23 protein-coding genes and 3 pseudogenes are annotated in these 21,821 nt (G+C 49.9%); 2 read left to right on the plus strand and 24 right to left on the minus strand.

Annotation, left to right across the window (positions count from 1 at the left end):
• Positions 1-99: 99 nt before the first annotated feature.
• From B9L21_RS09020 to B9L21_RS09045, 6 genes and pseudogenes are all read right to left on the minus strand, one after another.
• On the minus strand, positions 100-1,779 hold the full coding sequence (locus B9L21_RS09020) for an acyl-CoA dehydrogenase family protein (protein ID WP_063166089.1): 1,680 nt from the start codon (positions 1,777-1,779) through the stop codon (positions 100-102).
• Positions 1,780-1,797: 18 nt separating this feature from the next.
• A pseudogene (locus B9L21_RS09025) lies at positions 1,798-2,363 on the minus strand (AMP-binding protein).
• Positions 2,360-2,749 (minus strand): MerR family transcriptional regulator, encoded by a 390-nt coding sequence (locus tag B9L21_RS09030; protein WP_063166092.1) that lies wholly within the window; start codon positions 2,747-2,749, stop codon positions 2,360-2,362. The pseudogene B9L21_RS09025 and the gene B9L21_RS09030 overlap by 4 nt, the downstream one beginning before the upstream one ends.
• 146 nt (positions 2,750-2,895) lie before the next feature.
• The gene (locus tag B9L21_RS09035) at positions 2,896-3,684 is read right to left on the minus strand and encodes an ABC transporter permease (RefSeq protein WP_063166093.1); all 789 of its coding nucleotides are present in this window, start codon (positions 3,682-3,684) and stop codon (positions 2,896-2,898) included.
• Positions 3,685-3,686: 2 nt separating this feature from the next.
• Complete coding sequence (locus B9L21_RS09040) at positions 3,687-4,460, minus strand: ABC transporter permease (RefSeq protein WP_063166094.1); 774 nt, start codon at positions 4,458-4,460, stop codon at positions 3,687-3,689.
• Positions 4,450-5,427 (minus strand): ATP-binding cassette domain-containing protein, encoded by a 978-nt coding sequence (locus B9L21_RS09045; protein WP_063167362.1) that lies wholly within the window; start codon positions 5,425-5,427, stop codon positions 4,450-4,452. The genes B9L21_RS09040 and B9L21_RS09045 overlap by 11 nt, the downstream gene beginning before the upstream one ends.
• A 164-nt stretch (positions 5,428-5,591) precedes the next feature.
• Here B9L21_RS09045 and B9L21_RS09050 point away from each other — a divergent pair, with 164 nt between their 5' ends.
• Both B9L21_RS09050 and B9L21_RS17925 read left to right on the plus strand, forming a co-directional pair.
• Entirely contained in the window at positions 5,592-5,852 is a 261-nt protein-coding gene (locus B9L21_RS09050; RefSeq protein ID WP_063166095.1) for an MbeD/MobD family mobilization/exclusion protein, read from the plus strand.
• Positions 5,853-5,919: 67 nt separating this feature from the next.
• A pseudogene (locus B9L21_RS17925) lies at positions 5,920-6,075 on the plus strand (DUF1259 domain-containing protein); the annotation flags it as partial.
• A gap of 327 nt (positions 6,076-6,402) precedes the next feature.
• Here the strand turns inward: B9L21_RS17925 and B9L21_RS09060 are convergent.
• The 18 genes and pseudogenes from B9L21_RS09060 to B9L21_RS09145 form a co-directional block, all read right to left on the minus strand.
• Positions 6,403-7,095: an ABC transporter ATP-binding protein gene (locus tag B9L21_RS09060; protein ID WP_063166096.1), complete on the minus strand. Its 693-nt coding sequence runs from the start codon at positions 7,093-7,095 to the stop codon at positions 6,403-6,405.
• A complete protein-coding gene (locus B9L21_RS09065; protein ID WP_063166097.1) occupies positions 7,079-7,858 on the minus strand; it encodes an ABC transporter ATP-binding protein in 780 nt (259 codons plus the stop codon). Before B9L21_RS09065 ends, B9L21_RS09060 begins: the two co-directional genes overlap by 17 nt.
• 11 nt (positions 7,859-7,869) lie before the next feature.
• Positions 7,870-8,859 carry a branched-chain amino acid ABC transporter permease gene (locus B9L21_RS09070; protein ID WP_063166098.1) on the minus strand — a complete coding sequence of 330 codons (990 nt, stop codon included), beginning with the start codon at positions 8,857-8,859 and terminating at the stop codon, positions 7,870-7,872.
• Entirely contained in the window at positions 8,856-9,728 is an 873-nt protein-coding gene (locus B9L21_RS09075; RefSeq protein ID WP_063166099.1) for a branched-chain amino acid ABC transporter permease, read from the minus strand. Before B9L21_RS09075 ends, B9L21_RS09070 begins: the two co-directional genes overlap by 4 nt.
• A gap of 18 nt (positions 9,729-9,746) precedes the next feature.
• Positions 9,747-10,955 carry an ABC transporter substrate-binding protein gene (locus tag B9L21_RS09080; protein WP_063166100.1) on the minus strand — a complete coding sequence of 403 codons (1,209 nt, stop codon included), beginning with the start codon at positions 10,953-10,955 and terminating at the stop codon, positions 9,747-9,749.
• Positions 10,956-11,450: 495 nt separating this feature from the next.
• Positions 11,451-12,041, minus strand: a complete 591-nt coding sequence (locus B9L21_RS09090) for a hypothetical protein (protein ID WP_063166102.1) — start codon at positions 12,039-12,041, stop codon at positions 11,451-11,453.
• Between the two features lie 55 nt (positions 12,042-12,096).
• Positions 12,097-13,221 (minus strand): cupin domain-containing protein, encoded by a 1,125-nt coding sequence (locus B9L21_RS09095; protein WP_063166103.1) that lies wholly within the window; start codon positions 13,219-13,221, stop codon positions 12,097-12,099.
• Between the two features lie 13 nt (positions 13,222-13,234).
• Positions 13,235-13,723: a DinB family protein gene (locus B9L21_RS09100; protein WP_063166104.1), complete on the minus strand. Its 489-nt coding sequence runs from the start codon at positions 13,721-13,723 to the stop codon at positions 13,235-13,237.
• Complete coding sequence (locus B9L21_RS09105) at positions 13,714-14,661, minus strand: fumarylacetoacetate hydrolase family protein (protein ID WP_063166105.1); 948 nt, start codon at positions 14,659-14,661, stop codon at positions 13,714-13,716. The genes B9L21_RS09100 and B9L21_RS09105 overlap by 10 nt, the downstream gene beginning before the upstream one ends.
• Entirely contained in the window at positions 14,661-15,089 is a 429-nt protein-coding gene (locus tag B9L21_RS09110; RefSeq protein ID WP_063166106.1) for an acyl-CoA thioesterase, read from the minus strand. The genes B9L21_RS09105 and B9L21_RS09110 overlap by 1 nt, the downstream gene beginning before the upstream one ends.
• 15 nt (positions 15,090-15,104) lie before the next feature.
• Positions 15,105-16,331, minus strand: a complete 1,227-nt coding sequence (locus B9L21_RS09115; RefSeq protein ID WP_063166107.1) for an FAD-dependent oxidoreductase — start codon at positions 16,329-16,331, stop codon at positions 15,105-15,107.
• 44 nt (positions 16,332-16,375) lie between these two features.
• Entirely contained in the window at positions 16,376-16,645 is a 270-nt protein-coding gene (locus B9L21_RS09120) for a hypothetical protein (RefSeq protein ID WP_225995657.1), read from the minus strand.
• A gap of 82 nt (positions 16,646-16,727) precedes the next feature.
• Complete coding sequence (locus B9L21_RS09125; protein WP_063166109.1) at positions 16,728-17,393, minus strand: MFS transporter; 666 nt, start codon at positions 17,391-17,393, stop codon at positions 16,728-16,730.
• A 64-nt stretch (positions 17,394-17,457) separates the two neighbouring features.
• Positions 17,458-17,880: pseudogene (locus tag B9L21_RS09130) on the minus strand (DUF6444 domain-containing protein); the annotation flags it as partial.
• A gap of 87 nt (positions 17,881-17,967) precedes the next feature.
• A complete protein-coding gene (locus B9L21_RS17930) occupies positions 17,968-18,141 on the minus strand; it encodes a hypothetical protein (protein ID WP_225995643.1) in 174 nt (57 codons plus the stop codon).
• Positions 18,142-18,147: 6 nt separating this feature from the next.
• On the minus strand, positions 18,148-18,684 hold the full coding sequence (locus B9L21_RS09135; protein WP_225995644.1) for an MFS transporter: 537 nt from the start codon (positions 18,682-18,684) through the stop codon (positions 18,148-18,150).
• Between the two features lie 132 nt (positions 18,685-18,816).
• Positions 18,817-19,995, minus strand: a complete 1,179-nt coding sequence (locus B9L21_RS09140; RefSeq protein ID WP_063166111.1) for an acetyl-CoA C-acetyltransferase — start codon at positions 19,993-19,995, stop codon at positions 18,817-18,819.
• Positions 19,996-20,076: 81 nt separating this feature from the next.
• Entirely contained in the window at positions 20,077-21,789 is a 1,713-nt protein-coding gene (locus B9L21_RS09145; protein ID WP_063166112.1) for an acyl-CoA dehydrogenase family protein, read from the minus strand.
• Positions 21,790-21,821: the final 32 nt, after the last annotated feature.

Consider the following 21,821-nt stretch of genomic DNA (forward strand, 5'->3'; position numbering starts at 1 on the left):
TAACCAATGTTCGTGTAGGCAGCTATCCATCCAGCAAAAAGAGATGCCCGCAGACGAACGCGCATCTCTTTTCCCCATTGTCCCTCACTTGCCATCCGCTCACGAATGGGAAAGCGGCGCCGCTCCTTTCGCTCGAACAATCAAATCAAACTCACGCACCGATGTCATCCGTTCGTCGACAAGCCCCCGCTCCCAGATGCGGTGCAAAAACAACTCAGCGATCAATCGGTTTCGTTCATTTTCCTGCCCACGTTCGAGGGCGACGACGCTCAAATACACATCACACATCCGGTTGGCCACCGTTTTCGCATGAAACGTCTGCACTTCCTCCGCTTGGCCGCCAAGACGCGCGAGCGCTGACACCCATTCCTTAAGCCCCGCTGCCACCGGGCGAGCGAGCGGCTTCATCTCGTCCGCCACCCTCTCAAGCCGCGCCTTCATCTCGGCGGCAAACCGTTCGTGAATGCGGTATTTGCGCATGAGCCGCAGCACTTCGAGCGCCAAAATGTTGGCTGTCCCTTCCCAGACGGTCAGCACTTGGGCGTCACGAAGCAGGCGCGGGGTGACAAAATCTTCAATGTATCCGTTGCCGCCGTGCAGTTCAATCGCCTCATGGCTGAACGCGATCGCCTCTTCGGCCGTACGCATCTTAAGGAGCGCAATCAGAAGCCGGAGCCAGGCTTTCTCCGCCTCATCTGCCTCATGCGGCGCGGTCATGACGCGGTCAAACAAGGCGACCATGTCAAAACAGGCGCTCGTTTCCACCTCTTGACGCGCCGTCAAGTCGGCGAGCGTCGCGCGCACCATCGGGTAATCGGTCAGTTGATGGCCAAACGCCGTGCGCTGCTCAGCGTATTGTTTCGCTTCCTCGAGCGCCCGCTTCATGATGCCGACCGAGGCGATCGCATTGCAGACGCGCGAGAGATTAAGCGCTTCCATCATATAATAGAAGCCTTTGCGCGGATCGCCGACGACATACGCCTTGGCGCCATCAAACACAACTTCGGCCGACGGCACCGCGCGCACCCCTAATTTATCTTTTAAGCGGCGGATGGTGATGCCGTTTACTGTTCCATCCTCGTTGCGCCATGGGACGAGAAACAAGCTCAGCCCCTTCGTCCCCGGACCGCTCCCGTCAATGCGCGCCAACACGAGCGCCACGCCGCAGCGTCCGGCATTGCTGGCAAAATATTTTTCCCCGTACAGTTTATAATAATCGCCGCACGGCACCGCGCGCACGGCGTTGGCGCCAACGTCCGACCCGCCTTGCCGCTCCGTTAAAAACGTCGCCCCTTCATACAGTTCGACCTCGCCGGTGGAAATGACATGGGGTAAGTACCGTGCTTTTAACTCGTCATCGGCGAAATATTCAAGCACGTACGCCGTTGCCATCGTCAGCGTCACGGGACAATAAAACCCAGGCTCGGCTTGGGATAAAATGTACCCTTGGGCGTACGAATACATGTAGTTTCCTTTTCTTCCAAGCTCGGGAATCGGCTTGTGCACATAGCCGACGATTCCCGTTTCATACGTTTGTTTTGCCGTCTGTTCGTATCCTTCGTTCACCCACACTTCGGAAATGTCGTTTCCAAAGCGGTCATATTTGATCAGGCGCGGCTGTCCTTCACGATCGGTATGCACAGCGCGGCGGTCGACGTCCGTCAAGCAAAACTCGTAAAACGATGAGAGTTTTTCCTCTGCATATTGGTACAACTCATCATCCAAATACCGTTTCAAATTCCCTAGCAAATTCGGATCGACTTCACAAAGCGGTTTCATCGTCCCTCCCCTTTCTTATTATCCCTGTACTTCCTGCGCCGTCTCGCGCGCCCGCAGCGCTTGTTTCAGCACTTTTCCCGTCGCGTTGCGCGGCAATTCAGCGATTGCCTCATACAAGCGGGGAATTTTATAGTCAGCCAGCTTGTCGGATAGGAAGCGCTTACACTCGTCAGCAAGCGACGCAAGCGGCGCACTCAGCACAATGAACGCTTTCGCTGTTTCGCCCCACTCCGGATGCGGTACGCCGATCACGGCGACATCGGCGATCGCCGGATGCGTCCGCAGCACATCTTCCACTTCCTTTGGGTAAATGTTGACGCCGCCGGAAAAAGACGGGCGTTGATCGGCACGACAACCGCGCCAAGGCGCAAAACGGCAAAGTACGAAATGGCAAACTCCTTCGTATTCGGCATATACAGCGCGACTTTATCACCGCGGCCGACGCCAAGTCGAGCCAATGACGAAGCCAAGCGGTTGACCGTTCGGTCGACCTCGGCATACGAAAGCTCCGTTTCCCCATCAATAACGGCCGTTTTTTGAGGAAATTTTCTCGCTTGACGGGCGAGCAACTCCGAAATGTTCATCCTTCTTCTTCCTCCCATTCTCGCAATCGCTTTTCAAAATCGGAAAGCAGAGATTCCATCTCCGCCTTCAGCTGCAACAAATCGTCAATTCGCTCGCTCACCTCCTTAATTTTTTTGCGCCCGTATTCGACCGTTTTTTCGAGTTGTTTCCTTCCCGTGCGATCCTCATCAAACAGCGCGATCATCTCATGGATTTCGTCAAGCGAGAAGCCGAACCGTTTGCCGCGCAAAATGAGCTTGAGTTTCGCCCGCTCCTTTTTCGTATACAGCCGTTGCCCGGACTCCGTCCGCATCGGGGTAAGCAGCCCGCGCTCTTCGTAATAGCGGATCGTCCGCGTGCTCACATCAAACTCATGCGCCAAATCGGAAATGGTGAAATAATGCATCGTCATCCCTTTCTTAGATATAATATTCTGAATTTTATTTTATTTTACGTTGACGTAAAAGTCAACCAATATCGTGCTTGGGGAACAAAGAAAAAAGGATGTCTCAGCAAAAACGAGACACCCTTTGCCTGAAGATGGATGAATCCTCACCCGCCCGCTCCTGTATAAAAGCGCAAGGCAAAGCACCAAAAGCGGCGGGCAATCCATAAAAAGAGGAAGGACACAACCAAAGCGGCAATCGCTGTCCGAGCACTCCATTTGCCTAGCAGCGCCAGCGCGGGGGTGTTCGTGATTAATACGGCCGGCAATATGTAGGTGATCACCATCCGAACCACTCCGCGATACATGCTGCCGGGGAAGCGGGCCGTTTCAAAAAACGAGTCGAAAATAAACGACAAGTCGTCGATGCGCACCACCCAAAACGATGTCGTCATCAGCATCATCCATAGCGAATAAATCAACAAAAGCGAAGCAGCCATCACAACAAGAAACATCAATACGTCAGCCGCCGACGGAACGTAGCGCCCGACAGACAAACCGTAGCCGATGACGCCGAAGCCGAGCACGACATCGATGAGCCGCCAAAAGACAAGATGGCGGAAGCTGACGTAAAACATGCTATCGACCGGCTTTGTCAAAATGTAATCGAGCGTGCCGCGCCTAACGTGTTCAAGCAGCCGCGGCATGTTCGGACGGAGCGCAAAGTCGATGAACCCGCGCAGCGTATTAAAGACGCCGAGCAAGACAAGCACCTCCGCGTACGTCCAGCCGCCTAAATCATCCGTCTGATAAAAAAAGATATGAACGGTGAGCAGCGCCATGCCAACGCCAAAAAAACTGGCTGCGAAATTGCCGAAAAATTCGCTTCGATACTCCATTTCCTCCACGACACAGGCGCGGAAAAATTCGCGGAACACCCGTCCATACCGCCGCATATTCATCCACCTACCGCCTGATTTTTTTTCATTCCCGCCTTCCACAGCCATTGCAAAACGGCAGCGAACACAAACAGCCACCCTGCCGCGATGGCAAAGCCGTGCACCAATTCCCCTCGACTTGCGGCTCCGGTGGCGATTTCAATCGGAAAGCTAATCATATAGCGGAACGGCAGCCACTCGCTCCATTCCCGAAGCTGCGGCGGAAGCAGCTCGAGCGGCGCGATTCTTCCCGACAAAAACAGCGAAATAACATCGATGACGCCGTACACAGCCGCCACTTTGGTCACCCAAAACGCCAGCAGCCCGCACGAGTAGCTCAACAAAAAACGAAGCGCCGCGCCCAATACGACCGCCAGCAAAAACCACCCGATTTGGCTTCCGGTCATATGTGGGCGAAGCGCCGGCCAAAACACCGTCCCCACTGCCCAAACCGGCACTAAAATGACGAGAAACAGCCATTTATAGATGATATTTTCCGCAATCGCCCAATGGATCGGATGAAGCGGCCGCAACAACAAGTTCGAAAACGTCCCTTCGCGGATTTCACGGTCAAGCTCCCATACATCCCACGCACTCGTCATCCGCTCGACAAAAATGACCGCCATAAAATAAAAGACAAACGACTCACTCTCTTCCGGATGAATGTTCATCCAAACGAACATCGTAATGAGCGGCTGGGTGATGGCGCCCGTCATCCAGACGAACGTCGCCAAGCGGTACGCGATCATTTCAATATACTTCATGCGCAACAGGGCGATATATTTACGCACCATATCCATCCCCCTGAAACGCGCGCGTAATCACTTCCTCAAGCGGCGGATCTTCGATATTGATATCACGGACTTCAAACTGCTGAAGCAGCCGCGCCGCCGTCCCCGCTGCCGTCTCGCGCGCCACCCTGAGCACAACCGTTCCCTCTTCCATTTCCGCCACTTCCCCATACTCGTCCCAGTTGATGTTTGGCAGCTGCGCAAACCGGACTTCCAACCGCTTGTACGGCGCCAGCTTCTCCGTCAGCACCGAAAGTTCCCCGTCGTAAAGGAGCCGACCGTAGTTAATGATCATCACCCGGTCACAAAGCGCAGCGACATCGCCCATGTAATGTGACGTCAGCAAAATGGTCGTCTCGTGCTCTCGATTGTAGTCAACGATAAAACGGCGCACGTTTTCTTGCGTATGAACGTCAAGCCCGATCGTCGGCTCATCTAAAAACAACACGTGCGGCCGATGCAAAAGCGCCGCCGCCAGCTCGCAGCGCATCCGCTGCCCGAGCGACAAGCTGCGCGTCGGCTTGTCCAACAGCGGCGCCAAATCAAGCAGCTCGGTGAGCTCCTCAAGCGTCTGGCGGAACGACCGATCATCAATATCATAAATGGCTTTATTGACCAAAAACGTCTCCATCGGCGGAATGTCCCAAATAAGCTGGCTTTTTTGTCCCATCACTAAGCTCATCATCTTTTTAAACTCCGGCTTTTGTTCAAACGGCACAAAACCGCCGACCGTAATCTCCCCTGATGTCGGATGCAACAGGCCGGCAAGCATTTTCATCGTCGTCGTTTTCCCCGCCCCGTTCGGGCCTAAAAAGCCGACAATCTCCCCTTTTTCGATCGTGAACGAAACGTCTTTGACCGCCTCGATGACCCGGTAGTCGCGGCGCCATAAATGGCGCACCGCCTCAAGCCATCCGGCTTCGCGACGATGAACGCGGAACGATTTATGCAAATGGCTGACACGGATCACCACATTCATCCCCCAATATGTGCAATGCTGTTGACATTCTTTTGTTATATCACATTCAGAGGGAGTGCTGCAAAGAAAAACATTTCGTCATCTTTTCTCTATCGTTCCCATCTTTCGTCATGTATAATAATAGAAGAGAATCGAACGAGAAAGAGGGGTGTCGAATGGGGGAAATCACCAATGAAATGATTTGGCAAGCCATCAAAGAGCTCGCCGATCAGCTTCAGCAAACAAACGGACGAGTCGAGCAGCTCACCAAACAAGTGCAACAGATGAACGAACAAGTGCACCGGTTAAGCGAACAAGTGTCCGACATGGATCAGCGGCTCACCGACGTCGCCAACGGCCAAAAAATTTTAGTGGAAGAACTGTTTGAAAACAAAAAGGAGATCAAGCGCGTCAAAACGGCGCTCAACCTGTATTAAGGCTCATCCTTTCACCCAGTTTATGATTTCGCTGCTTTCCTCTCGATTTGTTTCTCATCTTTGCTGCACTCATCGGAAAAAACGGGGCATTTCCGTCACCGCTGTCCACAACCACTGGTTATTTGAGTAACCGCGGGCCATGTATATGCACTTTCAGTCGATCGAGCCCCCGCTTGAGTTTGCCCGTAACGTGCGAGAGGCATTTCGGGTGTTAAAAGACTAGCGGATAAGAGTGGATTGGCCCTTTTGCTGCCTCGACAGGCCGCCTCATCGACCGAGCGTCACCAAACGGTTCTAGCAGTTCCTGCTCGGAAAAAGGTTTGCCGCGAAAACTTTCTTTCTCTCCTGTTTAGGAGTCCTTCGCCCATTTTCAGAGATAGCAGAGCACCATCCGAGCCCCATCGGCTAGACGATTGGAAACAGCCGAGACTGAGGCGAAGGGCTTTCAACATCACTTGCATCCTATTCTAAAATCCTTCTTTTTTGAAACCATCCCCCCGACCTATGCCTCGGGGGGACTTTTTTACCGACCTTCTAGCAGTTCGTAAAACTAAGAACTCAACAGCAAATACTTGTTTTTGACGTGGATATCCAATTCGTTCGGCGTTCCGCCAAACACAACCGCTCCTTTGTTCAAAATATAGACGAAGTCAGCCAGTTCCAACGCCATCGCTAAATTTTGCTCGACCAACAAGATCGTCAGCCCTTGTTGTTTCAATTGCCGAATAATTTCCGTCACTTCTTGCACCATCAACGGCGACAATCCTTCCGACGGCTCATCAAGAAGCAGCACTTTCGGATTGGTCAACAGCGCTCTCCCGATCGACAGCATTTGCTGCTCCCCCCCGCTTAAATCGCCACCCATCGACGACTCCCTTTCCTTTAACCGGGGGAACATGGCGTATATTTGATCCAACGTCCAACCGTTTTCGGCCGGACGATATGTTGTCATTAAGTTTTCCTTTACGGTCAAATTCGGGAAGATTCGTCTCCCTTGCGGAACAAGCCCAATTCCTAACCGCGATATTTGAAAACTCGTCTTATCTTGAATTTCTGTCTGTTCCAACACGATCTTCCCTGTTTTAGCCGGAACCATCCCCATAATGGAGTGGATCGTCGTCGTCTTCCCCATTCCGTTCCGACCTAACAAAACGGTCACTTTTCCTTTTTCCACCGTCAACGAAACGTTGTGAAGGACATGGCTGTCTCCATAAAACGTATTCATGTTATAGACGTTCAGCACCGACCGTTTTCCCCTTCCCGATATAAATTTCGTTGACCCGTTCGTCACCCCGCACTTCATCAGGGGTTCCATCGATTAAAATATAGCCGTCATACAGTACAATCATGCGCTCGGCCAATCCAAACACAACATCGAGATCGTGTTCGATCACCATGACGGTAAGATCCTTTGGCAACTGGTGAAGCAACTGGACAATGTAAGTGGTTTCGGCTTGGGACATGCCCGCCGTCGGTTCATCAAGCAAGAGCACATCAGGCTCCATCGCAATGCCGAGCAAGATCTCGACTTGCCGCTGCTCACCGTACGACAACGTTTTTACTCGTTCATTGGCAATCTCCTTGAGCCCCCACGTCTCAAGCAAATGTTCCGCTTCCGCAAACAGCGCCGGCGCCCGGCGGGCATTTCTCGGTTTGAACCATACATTCGCCATTCCGCGCTTCCGCTGCAATACTAATAACAAGTTGTCGAGCACTGTCAATTCATTAAGCAGATTATTTTTCTGAAACGTGCGCACAATCCCTTCTTGCGCTCTTTTAAAATTCGGCATGTTTGTCATTTCTCTTCCTTTGTAATAGATCTTGCCTCCGGTAGGAAGGAGATCGCCCGCTAACAAGTGAAAAAACGTCGTTTTTCCCGCCCCATTCGGGCCGATCATTCCGATTCGCTCGCCTTTTCTCACGCTGAGGGATACGTCCTTAATAATTTGCAAGCCGCCGAAATGCTTGCTGATTCTCTCAACATGCAATATGACATCCTTTTCCATTTTCCTCCCCCTTATTGATTGGCCTCATTATTCACCAATGGTTTCGTGCCTTTTTGTGAAATCGGCAGCCTATGGGCGGCTAGTTTTTGAAACAGACGCGCAAAACCGACAAGCCCTCGCGGCATAAAAACAACGAAAAGAATGAAAATGATCCCGATAATCATCGTCCACACCGTTGTATAAGAACTGACGATCGTCTCCAATATAACGATAAACGCCGCTCCCAACACAGGGCCGATCATCGTTCCGGCTCCACCAATCAACACCATAATGAGCACCGATCCCGACATCGTCCAGTACACATCGTTCGGCGAAACAAAACCGTTCAAGTTCGAATATAAGGCGCCTGAAATCCCGCCGATGGCTCCTGCTATGATAAAAGCAATGTATTTATACAGGGCGGTGTTATACCCCATCGCTTTCATCCGCATTTCATTTTCGCGAATTCCGATTAACACATGACCAAATGGAGATTTAACAATCAATCCTAAGACGATGTAAACAACGACAAACACGAGCACAATTGAATAATAAAGGAACACAGGATTGGAAAGATCTATCGTCCCTAACATCGGGCTCGGCAACCCGGACAGCCCGTTCGATCCGCCCGTTATTGTGGTCGATTGATGGACAAACGAGTAAATCATTTGCGAAAAGGCTAGCGTCAACATAAGAAAATAAAACCCGTTCACTTTCACGCAAAAAAGACCGATGACGGCCGACGCCGCCGCAGCAATTAGAACCGAAGCCAAAAGGATCAACAGAAACTGCGGTGACCACTCTTTCGCCAGAAGGGCCGACGCGTACGCGCCAATCCCGAAAAAGGCGGCATGCCCTAATGAAACGAGTCCCGTATAGCCGACAAGCACGTTCAAGCTGAGGGCGAAAATCGCTAAAACCAAAATTTCAGCAAGCAAATTGAGATAAAACAAGGAAAAGAAAAAAGGGACGGCAATAAGCAAGATGACAGCGACGATGCCAATGAAAACTTGTCTATTCAATGCTTGATCACCTGCTTTCCAAGTAATCCATTCGGTTTGCTAATTAAAATGACGGCCATAAGCGCAAATACAAGAAATAAACTGAGTTCCGGTACAAGAAAACGACCAAACGTTTCGACAATCCCGACAACTAAACTGGCGACAAACGTCCCGGCAATCGAACCGAGACCGCCGACAACGAGAACGACTAAAGCTAAAATTAACGTTTGAAACTCCATGCTTGGGTATAAGCCAAGAATCGGTGAAGCAATCACCCCGCCTATCCCTGCCAAATACCCGCCGACAAGAAAAACGACGGTAAAGACGAGCTTAATATTGACTCCTAATGCGCTAATCATTTCTTTGTCACTCAACCCAGCGCGGATCATAGCCCCCCAACGCGTTTTTTCTTGGACAAACCATAAACAAGACGCCAACACGACTCCAGCAACAATAACAAACAATCGGTATGCTGGAAATTCTTGATGAAAGAAATGCAGCGTTTCCGATAAAAAAGAAGGGAGGGGAATCGATAAAACATCCGATCCCCATATGATGGACGTCACATCGTGAATGACATACGCCAATCCGAATGTTAACAACACTTGGGATAAATGCCCTAAATGGTAAGTCGGCCTAAGCAAGATGAGTTCGATGATGAGGGATAAAACGGCTACAATGAGTGGTGCGATGAGTAGGGCGAGCCAAAAGTTTTCGAATAGTTGCGTCGTCAATGTATAGGCAACATACGCTCCAATCATATATAACGAACCGTGGGCCAAGTTCAATACCCCTAATATTCCAAATACTAATGATAAGCCGCAAGTAATCACAAACAACAACATGCCATATGACACGCCGTTGACGAGTTGAGCGGCAATGATGTCCATCTTTTTTCTCCCTCCGTTCTATTGTCCAGGATCTTTCACTTTCTCGATCACTTCAATCACTTTGTTTTCAGCTTGACCGTTCACTAGGTTCGTTTCGATGATATACATATTTTGAATAATATGATGGGTTTCCTTATCAAACTGAATCGGTCCGCGCGGACTCACAAACTGCACGTTGGAAATCGCCTCGACCACTTTGTCAGGATCAGAAGCATCACCGCCGACCGTCTCTAATGCCTCCGCAATAATTTTTGCGGCATCGTAACCTTCCAACGCTTCAATCGTTGGGCGTGCATTGTACTTTTTCTCAAACGCGGCGATAAACGCTTTATTTTCCTTTGTATCTAAATGATAGTCCCAGAAAATGGACGCGATCGTCCCAACTCCTGCATTTCCTTGCTGTTTCCGGACATCTTCCGACACAAGCCAGCCGGATCCAATTAATTTTTTCTCCTTTTTCAACCCAAACTGTTCGTATTGCTGAACGAATTTCACTGCGTCACTTCCCGCAAAGAAGGCGTAAACAGCATCTGCATTGGCGTTTTTGATTGTCGTTAAATACGAGGAGTAATCGTTGTTTCCTAAAGGCGGATACACTTCACCGACTACTTTTCCGCCCGCCGCTGTATACGCTTCTTTAAATGCGGCGGCAACTTCGCGGCCGAAGGCGTAATCGGCTGCAGCGATATACACTGTCTTTCCGATATGGTCGTATGCCCATTGACCAAGCGAATAGCCGATCTGCCATGAAGAGAAAGACGATCGCCAAATGTAATCGCTCCGTTTGCTTCTTGTCAAATCATTTCCTCCGGCATGGGAGACAAGAAACGGCATCTTTTTCTTATCCACCTCATCCCGAATCGCGTAGGCAACGGCCGTGCTCACTGTTCCTGTCAATAAATCCACTTGGTCTTGATCGATCAACTTTCTTGCCTTCCTAAGCCCTACTTGCGGGTCGGCTTCCGTATCTTCCACAATGAGCTCAATGTCCTTTCCAGCGACTTTCCAACCAATGCTTTCAAAATAGAGCTTCATCCCCATCTCCAAGTTTTTTCCTAAAGACGCGTACACTCCTGATTTTGGCAAAAGAGCGCCAATTTTGATCGTTCCATCATTCTTGGCCGTTCCCCCTTCGTTCTTCGTTGTCGACTGGATTGCGCTGTTGCCGCAGGCAGATAAAATCGTTAACAAAACAGCCAACACGATGACATAAACCTTTCTTTTCATTGAAAATCCCCCTTTATCATGTTCTTGACTTTCTAAAGCGCTTTCATTTTTTTAAATTAAATTCATCTTTCTGTCCTTCACCTCCTATTTTCACTATTTTAAATATCCTAACTTTTATAATATATAATAACTTTAGAAAATTAAATATATTATTTCTGCTTTAGTTAAAAAAACATATAGGCAAAATCACCTAAATAATGCTGATTTATATGTAAGAATGCGTATTTTCCCGAAAATACACATTTTGTTTTTTATCACTTCGTATTCTTTTCGTAATACTTATATTTTCTATATCGTTCAATTAATAAGGAGTAAGGTGGCAGGAGAAAGCTTCGCATGGCCAACATCGCCAGCAGCCATCGCTCCATTGGTGGACAACCGGTCACTATAGAGCTCTCGAACGTCCGTCCATGCCCATACCGCCGGGATCTCTCGCGGCCATAAAAGAAGCCCAAGAGAGTTTCCGTAACGGATCTCTTGGGCTTTTCCTATCATCTAAATAACAACAAACTGGCCGTTAACAACCCCTAACGGCCAATGGCCGCGTTCTAGCACAGCAATGAGAAAGTAAAACGGATTGGTCTCCCATCCTTCAAGATCGGACAACAGTTCCCAAGCACAAGCCATTCCACCGATGTACATCATATAGCCGACCGCGGTAGTCACAACGTTGTCCCCATATGGACGTAACACCGCAAATAACTGGTCAAAACTGTGTTGAAAAATCACAGGCGGCACCTCATCGGCCAGTGCCAAAAGCGCTTCCAATCTTCCTGCCCGTTCAGCCTGGTGCTTGAATTGATCAGGAACATGCCGCAGCGCCTGCCAAATGCCATCCTCTTCGAGACGAATCGCCTCGATTGCTGATCGCAATTCTTGTTCAGCCAGCCACTTCACCTCGACGTGACGGACGCCGAAAAAATCGGCAAATTGGCGGAGCGGATGTTCAACCTGTTCATTTCCCTGCCGGCCAAGCGAAGAAAGCCAATCGATATTTACGAAGCGGTCGAACAGACGACGGACTGCCGCGTTTTCCGTCCCCGCCGCCCCTGTATGGTTGATTCCCTTTTCAGAAACTGTGCTCATCGTCTCCCTCCTTATTTATAATCCCCTGCAGCTGCCGATCACAGGGGAACGGCTTTTAACTGCTTACCGCCTCGGCCTCAAACTCCCCGACGATCGATTGATATCCGTTGTTATTCGGGTACGCTTCTTCACGCTGCAATCCGAGCTTTTCCATAATCGGCAAATCGTTGGCGCAGAAGAGAAGCGCATCCTCATTGGACGTGTTCACATGTTCGTGCCACGCCCAGTTCGGAATGACGAAATAATCGCCTTTTGTCCAGTTGAACCGAACACCGTTAATGACTGTATATCCTTCTCCTTTGAACACGTGATAAATCGCTGAATACGTGTGGCGGTGCGCTTTTGAGTGATAGCCAACCGGCAATTTTTGCATCCAAGCGGCGATGTTCGGGTTGGCCGTATGGCCGTTCGATGGATTAATGTACTCGACCGCAATGCCATCATACGGATCCGGTTCCAAATCGCTTAACCCTGTCAACGCCGCTTCGGTCTGTTTCCACTTGTACAACCCAAGCGGTGCGACTTGCGGCTTCCGGTCACCGATCGGCCGAACCATGCCGCCGCGATACTTGCGCGCCGAGTAATCATCCGGAAGCGACGGCGGCTCAATGCCATCCGGGTACGGTTCAAAGAACGTGCCGCCTGTCGAATAAATAAACGGGATATCTAAACAATCCATCCAGAACATCGGCTCTTCTCCCGGATGGCTATGGCCATGCCATAATCCGCCTGGGGTGATGAGAAAATCACCTTCTTCCATAAACAGCCGTTCGCCCTGGACGATCGAATACGCCCCTTTTCCGTCTGTGATAAACCGCATGGCGCTTTGTGTATGGCGGTGCGATGGCGCCGTTTCCCCAGGCAAAATGAGCTGAACAGCCGCATATAGCGTGTTGGTCGTCGACGCCCATCCCCATGGCTGCCGCTGTTTGAGCCCGGGATTTTGCAAGTAAATGGCCCGCCGCTCGCCGCCGCGCTCCGGTGTGAAAATTTGCGTCGCCTCTAAAAGAAGCTTGCGGAGCGTTTCCCCTTTCCATAAGTACGGCACCGCTTCCGGCTTCGGCTCTTTATGCATTAAATCTGGAATCGCTTCCCATAGCGGCCCTAAATGGTACTGTTCAATTTTTTTCGTAAACTCTTTTACTTCTTTGCTTTGGAAAAACGGATTGGCTTCTGCCATGGTTTCTCCCCCCTTAGGCAGTCTCGTATTTTTTCATGTTCCGTTCGATTTGCTTTAAGTGGCCGGCCAAATGATCGGTAAGAAAATGTTCAATTAAAAACGTCATCGGCTTCACGCCAAATTTCGGATTGCGGTGTGGCGCTTCCAACGCCAACTGTTCGTCATTTAGCGCCGCCAGTTGTTGATCGGCTGATTCCGCCGCCTCTTGAATCCCGTGAATCACCTCATCGACATGGCGGGCGTCCGCTTGGCGAACCGCCGCCAGCCTCGCTTCATCATTGAGCCCCCGCCCCCATTCGCCGCCACCGGCTTGAATGACACGAACAAGTTCCCTTGTCCAGTAGCCGATCACTTCTTCAATGTGACAAAGAATTTCCATGATCGACCATTCGTCGGCAGACGGTTTCCAGCGGATCTCTTCTTCTGTCAACGTGCTAACTTTTTGGATAATCTTCTCTACCGACTCTTTGATTTCTTGGCGGTATTGCTCGATCAACGGCATGACGGTTCCACCTCCACCGGACTCGGTACAGCGGCGACCCGGTTCTCGAGTGCGCCAATGTTCTCCACTTCAATGCGTACGATATCCCCGTGCTGCAAAAAGACTTGCGGATTGCGGGCAACGCCGACACCGCCCGGCGTTCCAGTGCAAATGACATCGCCCGGTTCAAGCGTCATAATATGAGACAAAAATTCTACAAGATAATGAACATTAAACACCAAGTTTTTCGTATTCGACCGTTGGCGCTCTTCCCCATTAACGGTCAATGAAATCTCCAAGGAATGCGGATTGGGAATTTCGTCTTTTGTCACAAGCCACGGTCCCATCGGCGCGCTCCCATCAAGCGTTTTTCCTTGCAGCCATTGGATCGTCCGCCGTTGCAAGTCCCGTGCTGTCACATCATTGACAATCGTATACCCAGCCACATACTTGAGCGCATCCGCCTGCTTTACATTCCGCGCCCGTTTGCCGATGACGAACGCAAATTCCGCTTCGTAATCGAGCTGACTCGTGATCGGCGGCAACGGGATGTCATCTTCCGGACCGATGATCGTATTGCTAAACTTGGCAAAAATGACAGGGTATTCAGGCAGTTCTCGTTTCATTTCGAGAATATGCTCACGGTAATTATGGCCGACGCAAATGATTTTGTTTGGCTTTAACACCGGTGCTTCCATTTTGACATGGGCGCGGTCGATCGTAAGCCCATGTGCCAAGGCGAATTCAACCGCTTTTTGCGCCTCTTCCAAACTTTTCTCTCCGCCTTCAAGCAGCCCGATGGTATCGGCTGGAACAAGCGCGGCGGCAAGCTGCTCGGCGCGCGGATGCCCGTTGGCTTTTAGCCGGGCCACATACGCTTGATGGAGATCGATGACTTTGTCTTCAACGATACACCCAGCGCGCACCGCATCACCCAATCGGTAGTTGATGATTTTCATCATTGTCCCTCCTCACGTGTGGTCATGGCCGCTGTCTGCCTCATATTCTCACGAAGCTCCGCCGGGATGGGAGCGGCTTTCGGCCTGTCGCCAGCGAATGTCGTCCACACCCGCACCTCATACCCGTCAGCCACGAGCTGGTCCCCGCGGAAAAACTGATGCTGGATGCGGAACGATTTTTCTCGCAGGTCATCAATAGACGACTTCACACAAACGTGATCTTCAAAAAAGAGCGGGGCATGAAACTGGCATTTCGCTTCCACAATTGGCATGCCGATTCGCTCTTCTTGAAACCATTTCCATGTCGAATGCCCAAGGCTGGCAAAAAAGTGGTGGGACGCTTCATCCATCCACTTATAAAAATTCGGGTAAAAGACGATGCCTGCCGCGTCAGTATCCCCCCATCGCACTTGAAAAGCGTACTCCATCGCGTTTCCTCCTGATCAATATTTCGTTGACAACTGCGGCGGTCCCGATTTCGGTCCATATGGCCCTTCATCAAGCCATTTGCCGAGACGCGGCAAAATCGGAGCAAGCGAAGCTGCTACTTCACGCTTCAGATGAATGGCCGGATCGGTGCCTTGAATATGCTCTAAGGCGATGCCTGCGCAATCGCGATTGTATCTTGCCGCGATCAGCCGCTCGTTGGCAGCTGCCGCAATGGCCGCTTTCGCGTCTTCGCGGTTTTCCGCGTCAAGCGCCGCTCGAATCGCTTTCGCCGCCATGATCGCATCCGGTACGCCGGAGTTCATGCCGCGCGCGCCAAACGGGGCAAACAAGTGCGCAGCCTCGCCAGCTAACAGCACACGATGATGGCGGTCGGTGAGCGATTTAGCAACCACCTGGAAAAAGCGGTACGTCGACACCCATGTGATGCGGTCCGCGTATTTGTCCGGCATCACTTTCGGCAGCCATTGTTTCACGCCCTCCACACTGCCGAACTGTTCCGGATCATCCCCATCCAACAGCTGCAAGTCAATGCGCCATCCGCCGGCAAACGGCACAAAGAGAACGTTGCGCCCATCCACAGCCGGGTGTTGATAATGAAACACCCGCTCGAGCGGCAGCGGATCCGCTTCATCTTCTTTCACATCGACGACAACAAAATAGTCTTTCGTCCGCGGCCCTTCCATTTCAATGCTGACCGATTGGCGGACAGTCGAGCGTGCCCCGTCAGCAGCAATGAGATAATCGCACGACCACCGTTCGCCCGATGCGGTGATGACAGTGACCCCTTCCTCATCGGTCTGGACATCGAGAACCGGCGTCTCCCAGACGAATTCGACCCCTGCCTCAAGGCAGGCGTTATACAAAAATTTTTCCGCTTCCACCTGCGGCAAACTCGTAAACGGCGGAAGCGCGTTCGGATCAGGAGACGGATACCGCTTTACATACACTTCCTTGCCGCGGAATAATGTGCGCTTGATCGGCCACACGACGCCATGTTCGGCAAATGTTTTTCCTAACCCTGTATAAATATCCTCTAAATGCTGGAGCGTCGCCTTATGGAAATAAATCGCCCGGCTTCCTGGCCGGAGACGGTCTTTTGGTTCTGCCTCGATCACCGTCGCTGGCAGTCCGAAATGACGCAATGCCAAGGCCGCAGTTAATCCGATGGGTCCTGCCCCGACGACGAGAACAGGGCGCTGTTGAACGTTAGCTTGACTCATCGTCTCTTCTCCCTTCTTTTCCATGACTTTTGTTTCTCTATTGATTAACCCACTTGTTGTCGATGATTGCGCTCGTCGATAACCCGCTTTGCCTTCATCGAAAAACGGGGTAATGATCCCGGCGCAACCCGTTCGACATCGATGCGGATGCCGATCCGTTCTCTGAGACGGTCGGCTAAACGCCGTTCGACATCCGCTTCCGACTCGATTTGCACTTTTACTTGATTCATTTCCTGCTCTGTGTAATAGACAATGCGAAACTCTTTAATTTCTATAAATTCTCTGACAATCGTTTCAATCGATGATGGGAAAATATTTAGACGATAAACAAGGGGAGGCTGCCCCCATTGTGATGAACCTTTTTTGGCAGCCTCGTACTATATGATTTTCCGTCTTTCATACTAACTCTGCCTTTACATTAGCATCGACGGTTGGCTGTTTGCTCTTCAAAATGATGGTCGTGCACATCCCTATGGCGGCTAAAGCGGCCAGTAAAAGCATTCCGCTTTTAATGGTGACGAGCCCGAAAATCATCGGCCCGACAAATCCCCCTAAGGAGGCAAAGGAATTAACGAGCGCAATTCCAACTGGAGCAGTAGACTCTGTGAAGAAAAAAGTCATATAAGCCATATAGACGCCGGCAAAACCGTATAAACCAATAGCAGCGAACGACAATAAAATGATCATTATCACGGAGCTCGTTGCAAAAGCGCTTGCCCCAAATCCAATTAGAGCAATCAGAAAACTAATGACGATATGAATCCGATGGGAATTCGTTCTGCTCGCGTTCCAGCCCATAAACAATAAGGAAATCATTCCGACTAACGCGGGAATCATGGTGATCCAGCCGATTTGCAAATTGGATGAGACGTTTTCTGTTAGGGATTTTACAATAGATGGGAGCCAAAACCCTAGTCCATACATGGCGGTGTAGTTGGCGAAGTAGACAAGCGTCAATTGCCAAACTTTAATATCTTTTAACATCTCTTTCTTTGTTGTGTAACTATTCACCCCAGTGCTAGTGTATAAAAAAGCCCAGCACAAATAGGGCATTTCGGTCATAGAAAATGCCCTAGGTAGCGGAAAGAACTCGATCGATCGTTTCGCCTGCCAACAGAAGACATAAGACATCAAACACTTGACGGATATCGACTTTGAACGGTTTGACTTCACGCAAAGAAGCTCCACATCCTTGACACGTATGCACACGGTGGACGACACGATGATGTGGATGTTCCACTTGACGGAGCGTCGTTCCTTGATGTCCTTCTTGTCCGCCTGGCTTGTTGCCAGATGGTTGACGAGAAGAACGTGTGTTGGCAAAACGGTCAGAAGATGGGGGCAAATGGCTATTAGAGCTGTTTTTTTTCGTGCGTGCTTCCAGCTCTTGAACACGGTACTTCAGTTGTTCATTTTCTTTGCGTAGCTGTTTGTTTTCTTTCAACAGTTGCTCAATGACTTGTTGTTGGTGAGTAATGAGCTGCTTTTGTTGTTGGACTTTGCTGATTAAGCTTTCAACTGTAAATACAGCTTGTTGTACCGTCAACATGCGATTCACCTCCTTGTCTATCAATATTCACATCATGGACAGGAAAAGCAAAAAATATTCAGCTCACTTTATGATGTGGCTGAATAGTTACTTTGTTGTTTTATTAACTCGTTTGCTTTCCACTCTTTCTTTTTCCAATTCCCCTTCGAGCCAGTCGCTTTCTTCTTTCGTTAACCATTTGGCTTGTTTCGGAGTATTTGTCAAATAAAATAGGACAACAATGCCTAACACCACTGCCGGAATCCCTTCTAATATGAACATCCATCGTCAACCGGACAATCCACCCCATTGAACAACATCCATAATCCATGTTGATAATGGAGCGCCGATAATTGATCCAATCGGTAATGCCAGTATTAAGACAGAAGTGGCAATCGCCCGTTCCCGTTTTCGGAACCAATAGGTGAAATATAAAAGAATCCCGGGGAAAAATCCTGCTTCTGCGACCCCTAATAAAAAGCGTAAGACATATAAATGGGCGGCCGATTGTACAAATCCAGTTAATACGACAATAATTCCCCACGTAATCATAATGCGGGCAATCCATACTCTTGCGCCAACCTTGTGCAAAATCATGTTGCTTGGCACTTCAAACAGAAAATATCCGATAAAAAATATCCCTGATAATAAACCAAACACCTCCGCAGAAAGAGCCAACTCTGCATTCATGCTCAGTGCTGCGTATCCAATATTAACGCGATCCAAGTGAGCGACAATATATAAGATGAGAATAAAAGGTAAAATTCTTAACATTGTCTTTCGAATGACTCGTTGTTTTACGACTTCCACATTCATATTTTCCATAAATACCCTCCTTTTGCCACCAAGAGATGAAAATTAAAACGTAAATAGTTGTAGTCCCCCGTAAACGGGGGCACCATTACGGTCGGTCACAAACTTCCCGTGTTCTTTTTCTCTATTCACTAACGTTACGAGTTATAGCCTCTCCCAAATCGCTGCTATGCCTTGGCCGCCGCCGATGCATAGCGAGGAAGCGCCGTATTTCTTTCCTCTTCTTTCGAGCTCATACAGAAGCGTCAATGTAATCCGCGTTCCTGAAGCGGCCAGGGGATGGCCAAGAGCGACCGCACCACCATTGACATTGCCTTTGTCATCCTCAAAGCCTAACTCCTTCTGGCACGCTAAATATTGGGCTGAAAACGCTTCGTTAATTTCGATTAAATCGAGATCATCGATCGATAAATTCGCTTTTTCGAGCGCTTGGCGGATCGCTGGCACAGGGCCAATCCCCATATACTGCGGCTCGACGCCGACGACTCCCCACGAAACGAGACGGGCAAGCGGTTTCAACCCACGCTTGGCGGCATATTCCGCCGAAGCGACAATGACTGCCGCCGCCCCGTCGTTCATCCCGCTGGCATTGCCTGGCGTCACGACTCCGTTTTCCAGGAAGCGCGGTTGGAGTGACCGCAACTGTTCCAAACTTGTTCGACGCGGGTGTTCATCCGTATCAATGACCGTCTCCCCTTTTCTTGCTTGCACGGTGACGGGGGCAATCTCTTGTCGAAAATACCCTTTTTCGATCGCGGCAAGCGCCCGCTCGTGGCTGCGAAGGGCGTGGCGGTCGACTTCTTCGCGGGTAATGTGATACTTTTTCGCTAAATTCTCCGCTGTTATGGCCATGCTGCAACCGCCAACCGTGTCATACAACCCGTCCCACAGCCAATCTTCCACCGTCGGGCTGCCTAACGCCGTTCCCCAGCGCATGCCGCGAATGACGTGCGGCACTTGGCTCATATTTTCCGTGCCTCCCGCCAGCACGACGTTTGCTTCCCCAGTTAAAATGAACCGTGCGGCCATAATGATTGCTTCTAACCCCGTCCCGCATAATCGGTTAACCGTCACGGCCGGTACATCGATCGGCACCCCAGCCTTTAAGCCGACGTGGCGGGCCAACAAGTGGGCGTCACGGCTCGACTGCTGGACGTTGCCAAATACGACATGGTCGATTTCTTCCGGCTCGATGTTCGCCTTTTTCATCGCCTCCCGTGCTGCGATGGCCCCTAGGTCAGTGGCGGAAATATCGCGAAACGAACCACAAAATTTGGCAAATGGTGTACGTGCTCCTTCAAGCAATACGATCTCGGTATGCATCATCGTTCCCCTCTCCGTCTTTTTTGCTTTTTTCCATAGGAAATTCCCCAGCCAAAACGATCGGCATTCACTGATCGTTGACTACTTGACATACTTTTCGTGTTGAATCACTTTTTCAGCGATTTGGCGCTTGAGCGTGACCGTATCAACCAGCGGCCCTCGCATAAATGTCTCTATACTTTGTGAAACTCTTTTTACTAGTTGTTCATCTTGCAAATAAGGGATAACATTCAGCGAGCAGCCGAGCAGTTGCTGGATTGTCTCTTGAATATACACTTGCACATAGTTTTTCTTTTGTTCTTCCATGTCGACCGCATTTTGTGCTATAGCTTTTTCTGCCCTTAACAAAGCGCTTTCCATTGCGTAAATTTGTATGGCCATATCCGCTAAATAGGCTAACAGTTCTTGTTCCGTTCCATTCTCGACATGCCGTTTTTGGATCGCACCGGCCATCGCCCAAAACAACGACTTCACATCATAGAGCTGCTTTGTTTCGTTGGCAAACGCGACAGCCTGTCCCTCTTGGCGGGAAATCCCTTTAGATGGAGATGGACAGTTTCGCAACAAGGTTGACGCGATGATGATTCGATTGATTTCATTCGTTCCTTCAAAAATACGGTAAATTCGTGCATCACGATAAAGCGTTTCGACCTCATACTCCGCCATATAGCCGTATCCGCCATGAATTTGTACCGCTTCATCAACAACAAAATCGAGCACTTCAGTCGAAAACACTTTATTGATCGAACATTCCACAGCGTAATCGGCAATTGTTTGAGCGATATTGCCATTTTCCCCCTTCCATCCTTGTTCGAGAGCACCGGCCGTGCGATAAATCATACTCTCATTCACATATGTCTTGACCGCCATATCGGCGATTTTATGTTGAATTAAACCGAACTCGGATAACGAACGGCCGAACTGCCTTCTTTCTTTAGCATATTTCACCGATAATTCGAGTGCCCTCTTCGCCATCCCTAACGCGGTGGCGGCAAGTTTATGGCGGCCGATGTTTAAGATATTAAAAGCAATGATATGCCCTTTCCCGATTTCACCTAATACATTGGCAACTGGAACTTTTACGTTATCAAGAATCAAAGAACGGGTCGAGGAACCTTTTAATCCCATTTTTTTCTCTTCGGGTCCAACCGACACTCCCATATAGTCTTTATCGACGATAAACGCCGTAAACCGTTGTCCATCCACTTTGGCGAAAACGATAAAGAAATCCGCAAACGCCGAGTTCGTAATCCACTGCTTTTCACCGTTCAAGATATAATATCGCCCGCACTCAGATAAGCGCGCCGATGTTTTTGCAGCTAGCGCGTCTGTACCGGAAGTTGGTTCTGTCAACGCATAAGCGCCGATCTTTTCGCCGGTAACCACATAAGGCAAATAGGCTTTCTTTTGCTCCTCTGTGCCAAAAAAGACAATGGGCAACGACCCGATGCCTACCTGTCCGCTGAACGTCACAGCAAACGACCGGCCTAAGGCCACCTTTTCGCTGATGATGCATGAACTGATCTTATCCAAATGAAGCCCGCCGTATCGCTCAGGAATATCGGCACCCAATAACCCGAGCTCCCCTGCTTTCTTTAATAGACGGACAGTTTCGTCAAACTGTTGAGCCTCAATGTCCCCTAAGACGGGCAGCACTTCCTTCATGACAAACTTTTCTGCCATATCAGCCAGCATGTGATGTTCGTCGGTAAAGTCCTCTGGAGTAAACACTTCACTGGCGGAAACATGTTCATGGATGAAACACCCGCCTTTATATTCTTTTATCTTTGCCACAGCTAGCCATCTCCTTACGTCATCATTTCAGC

The sequence above is a fragment of the Geobacillus uzenensis genome (assembly GCF_002217665.1).
In the GTDB taxonomy this organism is placed as follows: domain Bacteria; phylum Bacillota; class Bacilli; order Bacillales; family Anoxybacillaceae; genus Geobacillus; species Geobacillus subterraneus.